At 38.3% G+C, this 14,697-nt stretch carries 17 protein-coding genes; 10 read left to right on the plus strand and 7 right to left on the minus strand.

Annotated elements, in window-relative coordinates; all coding sequences use genetic code 11:
- Positions 1–9 precede the first annotated feature (9 nt).
- The 4 genes from sufD to sufB are packed head-to-tail and all read left to right on the plus strand — an operon-like array spanning position 10 to position 4,389.
- Complete coding sequence (gene sufD, locus MKX31_RS26110) at positions 10–1,302, plus strand: Fe-S cluster assembly protein SufD (protein WP_000152177.1); 1,293 nt, start codon at positions 10–12, stop codon at positions 1,300–1,302.
- A complete protein-coding gene (sufS, locus tag MKX31_RS26115) occupies positions 1,302–2,522 on the plus strand; it encodes a cysteine desulfurase SufS (RefSeq protein WP_001020765.1) in 1,221 nt (406 codons plus the stop codon). The genes sufD and sufS overlap by 1 nt, the downstream gene beginning before the upstream one ends.
- Positions 2,512–2,943: a Fe-S cluster assembly sulfur transfer protein SufU gene (gene sufU / locus MKX31_RS26120; RefSeq protein WP_000009525.1), complete on the plus strand. Its 432-nt coding sequence runs from the start codon at positions 2,512–2,514 to the stop codon at positions 2,941–2,943. The genes sufS and sufU overlap by 11 nt, the downstream gene beginning before the upstream one ends.
- A 48-nt stretch (positions 2,944–2,991) precedes the next feature.
- Positions 2,992–4,389 (plus strand): Fe-S cluster assembly protein SufB, encoded by a 1,398-nt coding sequence (gene sufB / locus MKX31_RS26125; RefSeq protein ID WP_088098276.1) that lies wholly within the window; start codon positions 2,992–2,994, stop codon positions 4,387–4,389.
- A 244-nt stretch (positions 4,390–4,633) separates the two neighbouring features.
- On the opposite strand, the gene MKX31_RS26130 is transcribed toward sufB, so the two are convergent.
- Together MKX31_RS26130 and MKX31_RS26135 are read right to left on the minus strand one after the other, a co-directional pair.
- Entirely contained in the window at positions 4,634–5,362 is a 729-nt protein-coding gene (locus MKX31_RS26130; RefSeq protein ID WP_340981696.1) for a VanZ family protein, read from the minus strand.
- Positions 5,362–5,691: a PadR family transcriptional regulator gene (locus MKX31_RS26135; protein WP_098850334.1), complete on the minus strand. Its 330-nt coding sequence runs from the start codon at positions 5,689–5,691 to the stop codon at positions 5,362–5,364. Before MKX31_RS26135 ends, MKX31_RS26130 begins: the two co-directional genes overlap by 1 nt.
- A gap of 370 nt (positions 5,692–6,061) precedes the next feature.
- On the opposite strand from MKX31_RS26135, the gene MKX31_RS26140 reads away from it, so the two are divergent.
- The 3 genes from MKX31_RS26140 (at position 6,062) to yunB (ending at position 8,606) form a co-directional block, all read left to right on the plus strand.
- The gene (locus MKX31_RS26140) at positions 6,062–7,453 is read left to right on the plus strand and encodes a bifunctional metallophosphatase/5'-nucleotidase (protein ID WP_149173744.1); all 1,392 of its coding nucleotides are present in this window, start codon (positions 6,062–6,064) and stop codon (positions 7,451–7,453) included.
- A gap of 64 nt (positions 7,454–7,517) precedes the next feature.
- Complete coding sequence (locus tag MKX31_RS26145; protein ID WP_000248463.1) at positions 7,518–7,820, plus strand: YunC family protein; 303 nt, start codon at positions 7,518–7,520, stop codon at positions 7,818–7,820.
- A gap of 54 nt (positions 7,821–7,874) precedes the next feature.
- Entirely contained in the window at positions 7,875–8,606 is a 732-nt protein-coding gene (gene yunB / locus MKX31_RS26150; protein ID WP_064476285.1) for a sporulation protein YunB, read from the plus strand.
- Between the two features lie 36 nt (positions 8,607–8,642).
- Here yunB and MKX31_RS26155 read toward each other — a convergent pair whose 3' ends face one another.
- Entirely contained in the window at positions 8,643–9,626 is a 984-nt protein-coding gene (locus MKX31_RS26155; RefSeq protein ID WP_000944679.1) for a M23 family metallopeptidase, read from the minus strand.
- Positions 9,627–9,815: 189 nt separating this feature from the next.
- On the opposite strand from MKX31_RS26155, the gene lipA reads away from it, so the two are divergent.
- Entirely contained in the window at positions 9,816–10,712 is an 897-nt protein-coding gene (lipA, locus tag MKX31_RS26160) for a lipoyl synthase (protein WP_000166376.1), read from the plus strand.
- A gap of 20 nt (positions 10,713–10,732) precedes the next feature.
- Here the strand turns inward: lipA and MKX31_RS26165 are convergent, their stop codons facing one another.
- Positions 10,733–11,212, minus strand: coding sequence for a YbaK/EbsC family protein (locus MKX31_RS26165; RefSeq protein ID WP_000272726.1), 480 nt, complete (start codon positions 11,210–11,212; stop codon positions 10,733–10,735).
- Positions 11,213–11,286: 74 nt separating this feature from the next.
- Positions 11,287–11,841, minus strand: a complete 555-nt coding sequence (locus tag MKX31_RS26170) for a histidine phosphatase family protein (protein ID WP_064469505.1) — start codon at positions 11,839–11,841, stop codon at positions 11,287–11,289.
- 134 nt (positions 11,842–11,975) lie between these two features.
- Between MKX31_RS26170 and MKX31_RS26175 the strand changes: the two genes are divergently transcribed.
- Positions 11,976–12,419: a hypothetical protein gene (locus MKX31_RS26175; RefSeq protein WP_064469504.1), complete on the plus strand. Its 444-nt coding sequence runs from the start codon at positions 11,976–11,978 to the stop codon at positions 12,417–12,419.
- Positions 12,420–12,441: 22 nt separating this feature from the next.
- On the opposite strand, the gene MKX31_RS26180 is transcribed toward MKX31_RS26175, so the two are convergent.
- The gene (locus MKX31_RS26180) at positions 12,442–13,257 is read right to left on the minus strand and encodes a YhfC family intramembrane metalloprotease (RefSeq protein ID WP_142289305.1); all 816 of its coding nucleotides are present in this window, start codon (positions 13,255–13,257) and stop codon (positions 12,442–12,444) included.
- 99 nt (positions 13,258–13,356) lie between these two features.
- On the opposite strand from MKX31_RS26180, the gene MKX31_RS26185 reads away from it, so the two are divergent.
- A complete protein-coding gene (locus tag MKX31_RS26185) occupies positions 13,357–14,088 on the plus strand; it encodes a MerR family transcriptional regulator (protein ID WP_064476287.1) in 732 nt (243 codons plus the stop codon).
- Between the two features lie 30 nt (positions 14,089–14,118).
- On the opposite strand, the gene MKX31_RS26190 is transcribed toward MKX31_RS26185, so the two are convergent.
- Positions 14,119–14,697 carry a YhcN/YlaJ family sporulation lipoprotein gene (locus tag MKX31_RS26190; RefSeq protein WP_002191082.1) on the minus strand — a complete coding sequence of 193 codons (579 nt, stop codon included), beginning with the start codon at positions 14,695–14,697 and terminating at the stop codon, positions 14,119–14,121.

Genomic DNA, 14,697 nt, shown 5'->3' on the forward strand with positions numbered 1-14,697 from the left:
AGCATAAACATGACAATCGGTACATTACCTTTCGATCAAGAAACAATCCGTCAGCGCGCAAGCGAAGTAAACGAAGCTGCTTGGTTGACTGAGTTCCGCTTACAAGCTCTTGCACAAGCAACTGAACTTCCAATGCCAACGCCTGATAAAACGAAAATTGAAAAATGGGACTTTATCGGAAAAGGCGACGCTGCTAAGCAAGAGCCTGTAAGTTCTTTAACAGAGCTTCCAGAAGCAGTGAAAAACTTAATCGATGAAAATAACAGCGTATTAGTACAACGTACTGGTACAACTGCATTCGTTTCTTTAGCAGACGAAGCAAAAGAAAAAGGTGTTATTTTTACAGACATCGTAACAGCTGCAACAGAGCATGCTGAATTATTACAAAAGTATTTAATGAAAGACGGCGTGAAGGTAGACGAGCATCGTTTAACTGCACTTCATGCTGCATTAATCAACGGCGGTGCATTTGTATATGTTCCGAAAAACGTTGTTCTTGAAACTCCACTTCAAGCTGTATTCTTAGTAGACGGCGAAGAAGCTAACGTATATAACCACGTATTATTCGTGGCTGATGCGAACAGTACTGCAACTTATGTAGAAAACTACGTTGCAAATGAAAATGCTAAAGGTATTGCAAATATCGTAGCAGAAGTAATCGTGGAACAAGGCGCACAAGTGAAGTTCGGTGCGGTTGATCTATTAGCAAAAGATGTAACAACTTACGTTAACCGCCGCGGTGTAGTTGGACGCGACGGCCGCATTGATTGGGCTCTAGGCCTTATGAATGACGGAAACACAATTTCAGAGAACGTTACGAACTTAATGGGCGACGGTTCATATGCTGATACGAAAACAGTAACAATTGGCCGTGGTAACCAAACGCAAAACTTTACAACTAAAGTTGTTCACTTCGGTAAACACTCTGAAGGTTGGATTTTAAAACACGGTGTACAAAAAGATAGTGCAACATCTATCTTTAACGGAATTGGTAAGATTGAACACGGTGCATCTAAATCAAATGCACAACAATCTTCTCGCGTTCTTATGTTAGATGAAAAAGCTCGCGGTGATGCAAACCCAATTCTTTTAATCGACGAAGATGATGTAATGGCAGGTCACGCAGCTTCAGTAGGCCGCGTAGATCCGTACCAATTATACTACTTGATGAGCCGTGGTATTCCAAAACGCGAAGCAGAACGTTTAGTCATCCATGGATTTTTAGCACCTGTAGTAAATGAGCTTCCAATTGAAGGAGTAAAAGCACAGCTTGTTGAGGTAATTGAAAGGAAAGTTCGCTAATGAATATTCATGAAATACGCAAACAGTTTCCAATTCTTGATCAAAAAGTGAACGGCAAACAACTTGTATATTTCGATAGTGCAGCAACTTCTCAAAAACCAATTCAAGTAATTGAAACGTTAGAACGTTACTATAAAGAATATAATTCTAACGTGCATCGCGGTGTTCATACGCTCGGTACGAAAGCTACCGACGCGTATGAAGGTGCACGCGAGAAAGTTCGCAAGTTTATTAACGCGAAATCAATGGAAGAGATTATTTTCACGCGCGGAACGACAACTGCATTAAATACAGTAGCGGCTAGCTATGGTCTTGAAAATGTAAAAGAAGGCGATGAAATCGTTATTTCTTACATGGAGCACCATAGTAACATCATTCCGTGGCAACAAGTTGCGAAGAAAACTGGTGCAACTTTAAAATACCTTCCGCTTCAACCAGACGGTACAATTTCTTTAGAAGATGTTCGTCAAACAGTTACACCGAATACAAAAATCGTTTCTATTATGCAAGTATCAAACGTACTTGGAACGATTAACCCTGTAAAAGAAATCGGAGCAATCGCACACGAAAACGGTGCAATCATGATCGTTGATGGAGCACAAAGTGCACCTCATATGAAAGTGGATGTACAAGATTTAAACTGTGATTTCTACGCATTATCTGCTCATAAGATGTGCGGACCTACAGGTATCGGCGTATTATATGGTAAAAAAGAATTGCTGAACAATATGGAGCCAATTGAATTTGGCGGTGAAATGATTGATTTCGTAGATTTACAAGAATCTACTTGGAAAGAGCTTCCGTGGAAGTTTGAAGCAGGTACACCGATTATCGGTAATGCAATCGGACTTGGTGCGGCAATTGATTTCCTAGAAGAAATCGGTCTTCATAATATTGAAAAGCATGAACATGAATTAGCGCAATATGCTTTAGAAAGACTATCAGAAGTAGATGGCGTTACAATTTATGGTCCAAAGCATCGCGCTGGTCTTGTTACATTTAATATTGAAGACGTACATCCTCATGATGTAGCAACTGTATTAGATGTAGAAGGCATTGCGGTTCGCGCAGGACACCACTGTGCACAACCGCTTATGAAGTGGCTGAAAGCTTCTTCTACAGCACGTGCGAGCTTCTATTTATATAATACAAAAGAAGAAATTGATACATTTGTTGAATCGCTAATCAAGACAAAGGAGTATTTCACAAATGTCATTTAATAATTTAGATACGTTATACCGTCAAGTTATTATGGATCATTATAAGAATCCTCGTAACAATGGCGTGTTAGAAGATAGTGTTACTGTTAACTTGAACAATCCAACTTGCGGCGATCGTATTCAACTTACGATGAAAGTAGAAGAAGGTATTGTGCAAGAGGCGAAGTTTGAAGGAGAAGGATGTTCTATCTCAATGTCTTCAGCTTCGATGATGACACAAGCAGTAAAAGGTAAGAAAATTGAAGAGGCACTTCAGCTTTCTAAAATTTTCTCTGACATGATGCTAGGAAAAGAGTACGATGACAGCATTGATTTAGGAGATATTGAAGCATTACAAGGCGTATGCAAGTTCCCTGCACGTATTAAATGTGCAACATTAGCGTGGAAAGCGTTAGAAAAGGGCTTAAACGAAGATAAGTAATGTTAAAGGTTCCTAAAAACGAGGTTATCTAAGGAGGGACACACCAACATGGCGAAGCAACTGCCAGATATCGGCGATTATAAATATGGTTTCAAAGACAAAGACGTTTCGATTTTCCGTGCTGGACGCGGTTTAACAAAAGAAATCGTTGAAGAGATTTCACGTATGAAAGAAGAACCACAGTGGATGTTAGACTTCCGTTTAAAATCACTGGATAAGTTCTATGAAATGCCAATGCCACAATGGGGCGGCGACTTAAACGACTTAGATTTCGATGAAATTACGTACTACGTAAAACCATCTGAGAAATCTGAGAAGTCTTGGGATGAAGTACCTGAGGAAATTAAAGCGACATTTGATAAATTAGGTATTCCTGAAGCGGAGCAAAAATATTTAGCTGGTGTATCTGCACAGTACGAATCTGAAGTTGTATACCACAACATGAAAGAAGACCTAGAAGCTCTAGGAATCGTCTTCAAAGATACAGATAGCGCATTAAAAGAGAACGAAGATATTTTCCGTGAGCATTTCGGAAAAGTAATCCCACCAACAGACAACAAATTCTCTGCATTAAACTCTGCAGTTTGGTCTGGTGGATCATTCATCTACGTTCCAAAAGGTATTAAAGTGGATACACCACTTCAAGCGTACTTCCGTATTAACTCTGAAAATATGGGACAATTCGAGCGTACGCTTATCATCGTAGACGAAGGCGCACACGTACACTACGTAGAAGGTTGTACAGCACCTGTTTACACGACTAACTCACTTCACAGTGCGGTAGTAGAAATCATCATTAAGAAAGATGCATATTGCCGTTATACAACAATCCAAAACTGGGCGAACAACGTATACAACCTAGTTACAAAACGTGCGGTTTGTGAAGAAAACGCAACGATGGAATGGATTGACGGTAACATCGGATCTAAATTAACGATGAAATACCCTGCAGTTATCTTAAAAGGCGAAGGCGCTCGTGGTTTAACATTATCTATCGCGATTGCTGGTAAAGGCCAACACCAAGATGCTGGTGCGAAAATGATTCACTTAGCACCAAACACGTCTTCAACAATCGTTTCTAAATCGATTGCGAAGCATGGTGGTAAAGTAACTTATCGTGGTATCGTACACTTTGGACCAAAAGCGAAAAACTCTCGCTCTAACATCGAGTGTGACACGTTAATCATGGATAACCAATCTACATCTGATACAATTCCTTACAACGAAATCAAAAACGATTACGTTTCACTTGAACACGAAGCGAAAGTATCGAAAGTATCAGAAGAACAATTATTCTATCTAATGAGCCGCGGTATTTCTGAGCAAGAAGCTACAGAAATGATCGTAATGGGCTTCATCGAGCCATTCACTCGCGAACTTCCAATGGAATACGCAGTTGAAATGAACCGCCTAATCAAGTTTGAGATGGAAGGTTCTATTGGTTAATATTTAAAGTGAAGCCACCGAACATTCTAGCCGCTGGAACTGGATAATATATGTATGAAGAAAGCGCCCTGCTATGCAGGGCGCTTTTTTGTGTTGTGCTTAGGTCGATTCAGTTCAGGCTAGGATACATAGGCGGGTGTTCAGTTAAATATATCAGCGATTTTTCAAATATATCGATCATAACTCGGAATATATCGACTTATCAACAAATTACGACAGGAAGAACAGGCCGTATACCCCGAACCTAAATCGTATCCACTTTATCCACAGACTTAACGCGGCCCCAAATATACTTCATCCCAACAAAAGAACCATATCCAATTAAAGCACCTAACATATTCAATATGATGTCATCAATATCGAAAACACCGGTAAAAGTAAGGAGTTGTAACGATTCAATTAATAAAATAAACTTAATGAAAATTTTGGATGCCATTTTTACATTGTATATTTGTTTAAATAATAAAGGTAGAAGGAATCCGAATGGGATAAATATGATGACGTTTCCTAATGTATTCATAAGTACGATGTCTAGATTATAAGAATCAAATTCAGTTAAATAGCGGATTGTACTTCTGAAAGGAACTAAGTTTATTAACCCACCGTGTATAGAATGCCAGTCACCTGTTTCAAAGAAGTACTTCAGATTACCAAAGTAAAAAGCTGGTCTCCCGATCAACAGTTTAAATAACAAAACAAACGAATACGGTAAAAATAATCCCCAGCCAATCCACTGTACATATTTTTGCGTAGAAGATTGCATCGCTTTTTCAATTTCAGTTCCTAAAGTAGAGGCTTCTCCAAAATTTTGAATGGCTAATGTAGTAGCTTCTTCTTCAGATTTTCCTTGATCGAGAAATTCTTGTTTTAAGCTTGTAAGATGATCAAAAATTTCGAAGTATAGTTCGTCTCTATCAGATTGCGATAGGCTTGTTTTTTGAACAATATTCTTTATGTATTCTTCAATCGTCATTAATTTAAAGCTCCTTTCTGACAAGTTTTAATAAGAGCTGTAACTGAATCCCACGCTGTTAGTTTTTCTTCTAAAATTTTCTTTCCGCTCGTAGTAATGCGATAAAATTTTCGTTTCATACCAGTTTCAGATTCACCCCAGTATGAATTGATGAAATCCTTTTGTTCCAAGCGTTTGAGTGCTGGGTAGAGTGTACCTTGGCTCATCGTGTATAAATCATTGCTGTTCTCTTTTAGTTTTTGAATAATTTCATATCCGTACGTATCGTGCTGTTTAATGATGGAGAGAAGTAAAATATCAATACTTCCTTTTAATATCTCTTTATCCATTTTATGGTTCACCACCTTATGATGAGATTGTAACACGACATATGTCGTGTTACAAGGTATATGTGTAGGGTAATACTCCATCTAGGAGGCAGCAAAAAGCTCTTCGTCAATCCGTCCAACAAACTTCCTGACAAATAGGCCCCACCACCGACTACAAAGAAAATCCTCCTCCAACTAATCCACAGATTAGAAAAAATAAAGTTTTCCATATTAAAAGGGCAATCTTTTGCTTTTTCTCTCAATGCGAGTACAATGTAAAATAGCAAGAAAAGACGAAAAGTATTTACAGGATTATTGCGTACGTGTAGCGTAAATGGCAGTAAGGAACTGAGAGGAGGTTTTTTCTCTGAATATAAATAAAGAAACAATCATCCACCTTTATCATACAAACGATATACATAGTCATTTTGAAAATTGGCCGCAAATTTCTCGGTTTGTACAAGGGGAGAAAAAGCGAAGACAGGAAGCGGGAGAGACCGTTTTGACGGTTGATATCGGCGATCATGTGGATCGTTTTCATAGTATTTCGGAAGCGACGAATGGACTTGGCAATACTAAGCTTTTGAATGAGGCGTTATATGATTATGTAACAATCGGAAATAATGAAGGAATTACGTTAGCGAAGGAGCATTTGAATCGTCTATATGATGATGCTGGATTTGAGGTGCTCGTTGCGAATTTATTTGAAAAAGAAGGTGTACGTCCGGAGTGGGCAAAGCCTTATAAATTACATACAACGACAGATGGGGTTACGATTGCCTTTATCGGGTTAACGGTAGCTTATCCAGAGTTTTATCATATGCTCGATTGGCATATTGAAGATCCACTTATCCATTTAGAGTCTATTTTAGAAGAAGTGCGAGATGAGGCTCATATTACGGTTGTCCTTTCTCATCTTGGAAAAAGCATGGATGAGTATATGGCAGAGCATTATGATATAGATGTTATTTTAGGTGCACATACGCACCATTTATTTGAGCGTGGAGTTCTCATGAATAATACTTTACTTTGTTGTTGTGAAAAGTGGGGACGTTACGTTGGGCACGTTCAGCTTACTGTGGATAAAGAGACGAAGAAGTTATTGAAAAAGGACGGTAGGGCGATTAAAACAGAACGTTTAGGTGCTTATAGCAAACCGTTATCCACAATTGAAATGCTGCAGGAAGAAAGTAAACATATTATGGCAGAGCCTGTCGTTCATTTAAAGGAATCATTACCGATCGATTGGTTTCATGAGACATCATTTTCTCACATGTTAGCAAATGCGCTGAAAACGTGGTGCGATGCAGAGATTGGCATGGTGAACGCTGGTGTACTTCTTGAAGGATTAGAAGAAGGTGTTGTGACGCGCGGAGATATTCACAGAATTTGTCCACATCCAATTAATCCATGTTTATTAAAAGTGCCAGGAAAAACGTTACGAGAAGTTATTTTGAAAGCACGTCGCCCGAATATGGAGAACCTTGAGGTAAAAGGATTCGGATTTCGCGGAAAAGTGATGGGAAAAATGATTTATGCTGGTGTAGAGGTCATTCCAGATACGATTCCTGGGAATAAAATTTTACTCGAAGATGTATTGATTAACGGGGAATCGCTGGAATTAGATCGTATATATACGGTAGGAACGATTGATATGTTTACGTTCGGATACTTATACCCAGAGCTATCCACACTTTCTGACAAACAATATTATATGCCAGAGTTACTCAGAGATGTGTTAACAGACGTGTTGATAACTCATACATCTTCCGTCAAACTATAGGCTAGTTACTTGTAACACTCATTTTTCTCTTGTCATACAGATAAGAAAGAGAGGGGTGTGAACTATGGTTAATGTGGAGCCAATTATAATTGATAATTATACGTTTATTGCGGTTAGCGTCAAACTTCCAAAGACAAATTTGCTAGCTGTAATGAGCGATAAAGGATATATTATGTGCGGTGCATTAGATGTAGGTCTTTTAAATGAGAAGTTAGGGGATCGAGGAATTATTGCTGGCCGTGCGGTTGGTGTAAGAACGATTGAACAGCTTCTTGAAGCACCGCTAGAATCAGTAACGATTGAAGCCGAAGCTTTAGGTATTACGGCAGGCACAATTGGAAAAGAAGCATTATTAAAAATGAGATAAGCATATATCGTCCCTCCTTCTTGCATAGAAATGATATAAGAAGGAGGTTTTTTTATGAGTATATTTCGTTCGAAAAATTCGCGGTTTCGAAGGGGGCCTATTTCCTTTCGGTACATACTGCTTATGTCGTTTATTCTTTTTGTTATATTACTCGTGCAAGGATTATGGATTGTGAATAGTAGCATTCAGCCAACATTACTTAAATATGGAGAAGTAGAGACGCATAAAATGGCGACAGCGATTATGACAAAGGCGGTAAAAGATAGAATTAATGAAGGATTCGATGTCGATTCATTAATGAAAGTACAAAATGATAAAAACGGGAAAGTATCCACAATTAATTTAAATACGAAGCAAGTAAATGAAATCGTAACATCAACGACCACATACATAGAAAAATATTTACAGCAAGTAGAACAAGGTGATTTGAAGGGGCTAGGTATTTCTGAAAAAAATGGAGCAACGATGGCAGTTCCTTTTGGTCGTGTAACGGATAATGCGCTTCTTGGAAATATAGGTCCCGATATTCCAATCGATTTCACGACGATTGGTCATGTGAATACGGATATTAAACAAAAAATTGAACCGCACGGGATCAATACGACAGCGATTCAAATTATTATGGAGATGGAAGTCACGTTGCAAGTGATTATTCCATTTCATACGAAAGAAATAACAGTGAAGCAAGACGTTCCGATTGCAACGCGCATTGTTCAAGGGGAAGTACCTACTTATTATGGAAGCGGGAGTGTTGTTGTACCTGATAAAAAGAAAACGGATAGTTAGCCGAATTTAAAAAATAACCGTAGCATATTGCTACGGTTATCGCTTTGTATTCGCGCGTTCTTTTCGCTCCCAAAGACTTAAATGCATGTATGGATCGAAAGCCCATTCTGTATAACCATTGTCTTTATACATGCCGAAATGTAGGTGGGGCGGGAATTTTCCAGCTGTGCCGGGAGGGCCGTAACCGGTGCTACCGACAAATCCGATTACTTTTCCGGGCTCAACAATTTGTCCAAGCTGTATTTCCTTTGAGAATCCGCCTAAATGAGCGTAATAATGGTAGTTATTATGAAGGTCACGAATGCCGATGCGCCATCCGCCAAGACGGTTCCAGCCTTTTGTTTCAATAATGCCATAGCAAGTGGATCTTACTGGTACGCCGTAGCCTGCAAAAATATCGGTTCCTTCATGAACTCTCCTTCCCCCGAAACTTCTTCCAGCACCGAAAGTACTACGGTAGCTATGATCACTACGAATCGGGAGAGGGAAAGCATTTCCTTCTAAATTAATACGTCCATAATGTTTATAAATACGGGCGTATTCGGTAATTAATTCAACTGTTTTCGCACGTCTATAATATTCCCAAAGCATAATGTGAATACGGTCTTCGGACGGTCCTTGTTTCTTTAAAATCGTTGCTGCTGTATGCAAAAGATCACGGTCGTTATTTGCATTTGCAAATCCATCTTTGTCACCATCTAAACCCATCCCGCCAAATAGAGAAATTGTATGGGGAAGAGTGTCGTTAATATTAACGGGTCCAGCCCATATTTCTGGTTTGAAATAAAGGGAAATGATGGCATCTGGTTTTTTCGGAATATCTTTTCTTACGCTCCGTATATTTCTTTCATATTGATCCATTGCAGCTAAGTAATACCACGGAATGCCTGAAGATTGCTCGGTTTCTTTATATAGTGCCATGCGCTTTTCGTATATGCTTTGCTGATTATCTTCACCGTAAGCGATGTTTTGGTGGAGAAGAAAGCAAATCGAAAGCAAAAGAGAAATTTTTCGAAGCATGAAATAGACTCCTTTCACAACATCACTCTTTTTAGTGTGGGATATACGGAGTATTTCATTATAGGGAACGATTGGAAAAAATCTTAGAATCTTCATTTGAGCAAATCGCTTTCATACGTTAGAATAGATATGTTACATTGAAAGAAGCGAACACGGTAAACTATTTCATATTGTGCGGAGTTGATAACCATGACAAAACAAACAGAATATAAGCGCAAGCCCGAATGGTTGAAAATTAAGTTAAACACGAATGAAAACTATACAGGCTTAAAGAAAATGATGCGTTCTAAGAATCTTCATACAGTTTGTGAAGAAGCGAAATGTCCGAATATTCATGAATGCTGGGCTGTAAGGAAAACAGCAACATTTATGATCTTAGGTGCGGTTTGTACACGTGCTTGTCGTTTTTGTGCGGTTAAAACAGGCTTACCAACTGAGCTTGATTTACAAGAGCCAGAACGCGTAGCAGATTCTGTAGTACAAATGGGCTTAAAGCACGTTGTTATAACAGCGGTTGCACGTGATGATTTAAAGGACGGCGGAGCAGCTGTTTTTGCTGAAACAGTACGCGCTGTTCGTCGCAAAAACCCATTTACGTCAATCGAAGTATTACCATCTGATATGGGTGGAGTAGAAGAAAACTTAAAAATGTTAATGGATGCAAAACCAGATATTTTAAACCATAACATTGAAACAGTACGTCGATTATCTAACCGAGTTCGCGCTAGAGCAAAATATGACCGTTCATTAGAGTTTTTACGTCGAGCGAAAGAAATGCAGCCTGATATTCCAACTAAATCGAGCATTATGGTGGGCTTAGGTGAAACGAGAGAAGATTTAATTGAAGCAATGGATGACTTACGTGCAAACAATGTGGATATTTTAACTCTTGGACAATACCTACAACCATCTAAGAAGCATTTACCAGTTCTTAAATATTACCCACCAGCAGAATTTGCAGAGCTTAAAGAAATTGCACTTAGTAAAGGATTTAGTCACTGTGAAGCTGGCCCACTTGTACGTTCTTCTTACCATGCGGACGAGCAAGTTCGTTCTGCAAAAGAAAAAGTAGCAGAAGCAAAATAATGACAAAAGAGAGCTAATGATTAGCTCTCTTTTTGTTTATATTCTAAAACAGTATTTGGGCATGTTAATAAGATTTTCTTTAATTCCTCTGTGGATAATTCAATTGTAAATTCAGGTACACCAGGTGTAATTAAAATTTTATCGTAAGCATAAATAGCACTATCCACAATAATCGTTACATGTTGTGAATAACCGAAAGGAGCTACACATCCTGGCGTACAGCCTGTTTCTTCTCTTAGCTCATCAGGAGAACAGAGAGATAAGCTTTCTCCAGTTATTTCTTTCATCTCTCCTCGGTTGAGCCTTGTGCCCTCTAACGTGAAAAATACGTAATAATCTCCAGACTTTGATTTTAAAAATAAGCTTTTACTTGGAGTGCCGTGTAAGCCAAGCCTTTCACGTACGATACGATCTGTTTCATAATCGAGTACTGGTTCGTGTTCAAACTTTTCGTAAGAAGCATTTGTTTTATGTAGTAAAGCAAGTACATCTTCGTACATATGGAGTGATACCCCTTTCTATTGTTAGTACAGTTTCTTCTCGTGGCGTCAACTGAATGTGTTGGAAAGAGATATTACTTGGACGGTGCTCCCCATAATCGTTTTAGGATACATTGTTTATCGAGTGTAATTTCGTAAATATCAGGATTCGTTAAAGCTCTCCATTCAATAAAGCCGATCGTATGATCAAAGTGCTTTAAAATGAGCGTGAGTAAGTTGCCGTGTGTAACGAGTAGTGTTGTAGTATGGTTTAACTTTAAAACGTCTTGGATAAGTGATATAGCTCGATCCGTCGCTTGTTTTGTAGACTCTCCGCCTGAAAAGGCAATATCTATATTTGTAAAAGTAGATTCTAGTTTTTGCAACCAATCATCCATTGGAACGTCGCTTAATATGCGTTCAGCTAATCGTTCATCTTCTTGGATAGACAAGTTAGCTTGAAGCGCATAGGGCCGAATAGAATCGATAGCTCGCACAAATGGGCTTGAAATAATATGATCTATTTGTGGTTGGTTTTCTAAGAGGAATGTAGCAAGAGTGTTTGCTTGATTTTTTCCTGCAATCGTTAATTCGGCATCACGTTCTTGTCCAGTTGCTGAACAATGTCGTATTACAATCAATTTCTTCATAATTCATCCCCATCTTTCAAGTTGACGCTATATACTTCGACAAATGTGGAAAAAATTCCTTTTTATTGGAAACGGCATATTGATCTAAATATGTGGAAAAGTAATGTGGATAAATGAATATTTGAGGTGTAATGATGAAAAAAATGATATGTATTATATTCGGTCTTTGTTTTTTTATACACTTGTCCACAACATATGCAGAATCCAATCAAAAATTAAATTATCCAAGCAATCGAAATAAATCGTTTGTGAGTGAGGGTGTGTTTTACGAACAGTTAGATAAGAAAATCTATAAAGAATACAACAATGCAACATATAGCGTTCGGAAAAAGATTTTATTTAAAGAAGTGCCCGATGAAGAATTTTCTTTCAGGCAAAAAACAGCCGTGGGTTGCCGGGGTGAAGTGGTGCTTCAAGATATTTTTATTCACCCTGATCGCCAAGTTTATTTTTTCGCTTCCTTTTCTCAAAATGAAGTAGACGAATTTCATAAGTACATTGTTATAGATGCAGAAACAAAGAAGGAGCTGCGAGAGGGCAAAAGTTATCATCATTACGATAATCCATATAAAAAATAACCCACCAACTGGTGGGTTATTTTTACGCCGGTACACTCATTAATTTCGCTTTCATTTTACGAATAAGAATGACAGCACCAATTGTGAAGAGAAGGGTAATTCCTTCTGCGACGAAGATGTTAATTGTTTTTGTTTGGTAAAGCGCCGCGAAAAAGTCTACAAATGCGTGGAATAATATAGCGTAAACAAGGAAGATATATTTCTTCTGTTTTACAGCGAATAAGACAAGCATTGTAAAGGCAATTTGTAATACAAGGGCCATAATTCTTTCCAAGCTGCCAAGGAAGTATAAATAAGCAGGTTGTTCTATTAACATATCCTTTACAACATTTAATTGTGGTAGTTTTTCTGCCATTTGAGCGAAGCTACCATTGTTAATAGCATTAGCGAATATAAGTGTCTGCAAGGCAGAGAATCCGCCAACTAAAATGGATTCAATCCCGCCATGACCAATTCCATAAGCGAAGCCATCTTTATATTCTAGATATTTTTTTAGTAGGAAGAAGAAGGCAACGAAGCGTCCTAATTCTTCAAAAATACCAGCAGTTAGTCCGCCATAAATTGCAAAGACAAACGGATTTTCTAAAAATGGAGCGATTGCTGGATTACCGCGCATAAATAGGTGGAACGGTGTTTCGAGAATTTGGGTAAATCCAATAAAGATAAGAACACCAACGCCGACCACTTTCCAATTAATATTATATTTTTTACGGAAATAAACGAGTACAACAATTGGGACCAGAACCGAAACAACGAGTTGAAATATGATGCTGGCAATTACAGTATTTGAAACCATACTTTCACCGCTTTCTAATATATGTACATATCTATTATGCATGAAATATGGGAGAGATGAAACTTTTAACAAAAAATGAATGTACTTATTGACTCTAACGTTGCGTCATACTTTATCGTATGTATTAAGGGGGAGATACACATGACAATGAAGGTAAAGGAAGTAGCTAATTTAGTTGGAATTAGTGTGCGCACACTGCATCATTACGATGAAATTGGGTTATTAACCCCAGACGAGACGACAGAGTCTGGATATCGTCTGTATTCCAATGAAAATTTAGAGACATTGCAGCAAATTTTATTTTTTAAAGAACTAGGCTTCCCTTTAAAGAAAATTAAAGAAATTATCATGAGTCCATCATTTGACCACGAAGAAGCACTACAGCTTCACAAGAAAATGCTTCTTGAAAAGCGTGCTAGGTTAGATAAAGTGATTGCGACGATTGATAAAACAATTCAGCATACAAAAGGAGAGATTGAAATGACGAATAAAGAGAAATTTGAAGGCTTCGATTTCAGCCATAATCCGTACGAAGAAGAAGCGCGTGAACGATGGGGAGACGCAGCTGTAGATAAAGCGAATGAATACGCGAAAGGTATGTCAAAAGACAATCAAGAAGAGTTTAATACGATTTATAGAAATTTGGCGGCGCTTAGACACGGCGCACCAGATTCTAAAGAGGCACAAGAAGCAATCGGGGTATGGTACGATTACTTGCAAAACTTCGGAGAATATTCATTAGATGCTTTTAAAGGACTCGGTCAAATGTATGTCGCTGATGAGCGCTTTACGAAAAATATCGATAAGTTTGGTGAGGGGTTAGCACAGTTTATGTGTGATGCGATGGAGGTTTATGCGGATTGTAAGAAATAGTAAAAAAGGTGGAGGTTTTCTCCACCTTCTTTATTTTTTTATCATATCATTCAAAGTCTGATCCCCCGTATTGTTCAAATGAGGATTTTTGCTCATTTCTCGCTTTAGCATATCAAGGCTTTGTGTATATTCTGTATCATTTAACGCGCCAGATTGAAGCCCTTGAATTTGAGAAATCAACTTTTGGTCTGTTGATACATATGCTTTATAATAGCGAGGGACGATGGACAAAGCAGCTTTATATACTTGATCTGCTACGAGTTTTGGATCCGTTGTGTTTGCACGGTATACAACAAATACTTCATCATCGGTAACGAGCGTAGCAGCGTTTGTAACGTCAGGAAGTTTGACTGTCATGCTTGTAATCATTTCAGCGACTTTCTCGCGGTTAATGGCTCCTACTTGTTTGTTAGATACTTCATGTTTTTGTTTAGATGAATAACCGACTCTTGTAAGCCGTGTATTTGTATTTTCCGTATGATACATGTCGTTTTTATTGGAAACAAGAACACGACTTCCTTCTTCACGTTCCATTTCGGCTTTATTCGTTGATTGACAGCCTGCAAATAAGGAAAGAGTGAGGAGAGAGAGTATAATTTGTTTTTTCAC

Origin of the sequence: Bacillus sp. FSL M8-0063, from assembly GCF_038005545.1 — a bacterium.
In the GTDB taxonomy this organism is placed as follows: Bacteria; Bacillota; Bacilli; order Bacillales; family Bacillaceae_G; genus Bacillus_A; species Bacillus_A wiedmannii.

What these genes read in the sequence shown, in the direction of transcription:
- yunB (WP_064476285.1), top strand. Translation starts at nt 7,875, where the DNA reads ATGAGTATATTTCGTTCGAAAAATTCGCGGTTTCGAAGGGGGCCTATT.
- sufS (WP_001020765.1), top strand. Translation starts at nt 1,302, where the DNA reads ATGAATATTCATGAAATACGCAAACAGTTTCCAATTCTTGATCAAAAA.
- MKX31_RS26155 (WP_000944679.1), bottom strand. Translation starts at nt 9,626, where the DNA reads ATGCTTCGAAAAATTTCTCTTTTGCTTTCGATTTGCTTTCTTCTCCAC.
- sufB (WP_088098276.1), top strand. Translation starts at nt 2,992, where the DNA reads ATGGCGAAGCAACTGCCAGATATCGGCGATTATAAATATGGTTTCAAA.
- MKX31_RS26145 (WP_000248463.1), top strand. Translation starts at nt 7,518, where the DNA reads ATGGTTAATGTGGAGCCAATTATAATTGATAATTATACGTTTATTGCG.
- sufD (WP_000152177.1), top strand. Translation starts at nt 10, where the DNA reads ATGACAATCGGTACATTACCTTTCGATCAAGAAACAATCCGTCAGCGC.
- MKX31_RS26180 (WP_142289305.1), bottom strand. Translation starts at nt 13,257, where the DNA reads ATGCATAATAGATATGTACATATATTAGAAAGCGGTGAAAGTATGGTT.
- MKX31_RS26170 (WP_064469505.1), bottom strand. Translation starts at nt 11,841, where the DNA reads ATGAAGAAATTGATTGTAATACGACATTGTTCAGCAACTGGACAAGAA.
- MKX31_RS26165 (WP_000272726.1), bottom strand. Translation starts at nt 11,212, where the DNA reads ATGTACGAAGATGTACTTGCTTTACTACATAAAACAAATGCTTCTTAC.
- MKX31_RS26130 (WP_340981696.1), bottom strand. Translation starts at nt 5,362, where the DNA reads ATGACGATTGAAGAATACATAAAGAATATTGTTCAAAAAACAAGCCTA.
- MKX31_RS26135 (WP_098850334.1), bottom strand. Translation starts at nt 5,691, where the DNA reads ATGGATAAAGAGATATTAAAAGGAAGTATTGATATTTTACTTCTCTCC.
- lipA (WP_000166376.1), top strand. Translation starts at nt 9,816, where the DNA reads ATGACAAAACAAACAGAATATAAGCGCAAGCCCGAATGGTTGAAAATT.
- MKX31_RS26175 (WP_064469504.1), top strand. Translation starts at nt 11,976, where the DNA reads ATGAAAAAAATGATATGTATTATATTCGGTCTTTGTTTTTTTATACAC.
- MKX31_RS26185 (WP_064476287.1), top strand. Translation starts at nt 13,357, where the DNA reads ATGACAATGAAGGTAAAGGAAGTAGCTAATTTAGTTGGAATTAGTGTG.
- sufU (WP_000009525.1), top strand. Translation starts at nt 2,512, where the DNA reads ATGTCATTTAATAATTTAGATACGTTATACCGTCAAGTTATTATGGAT.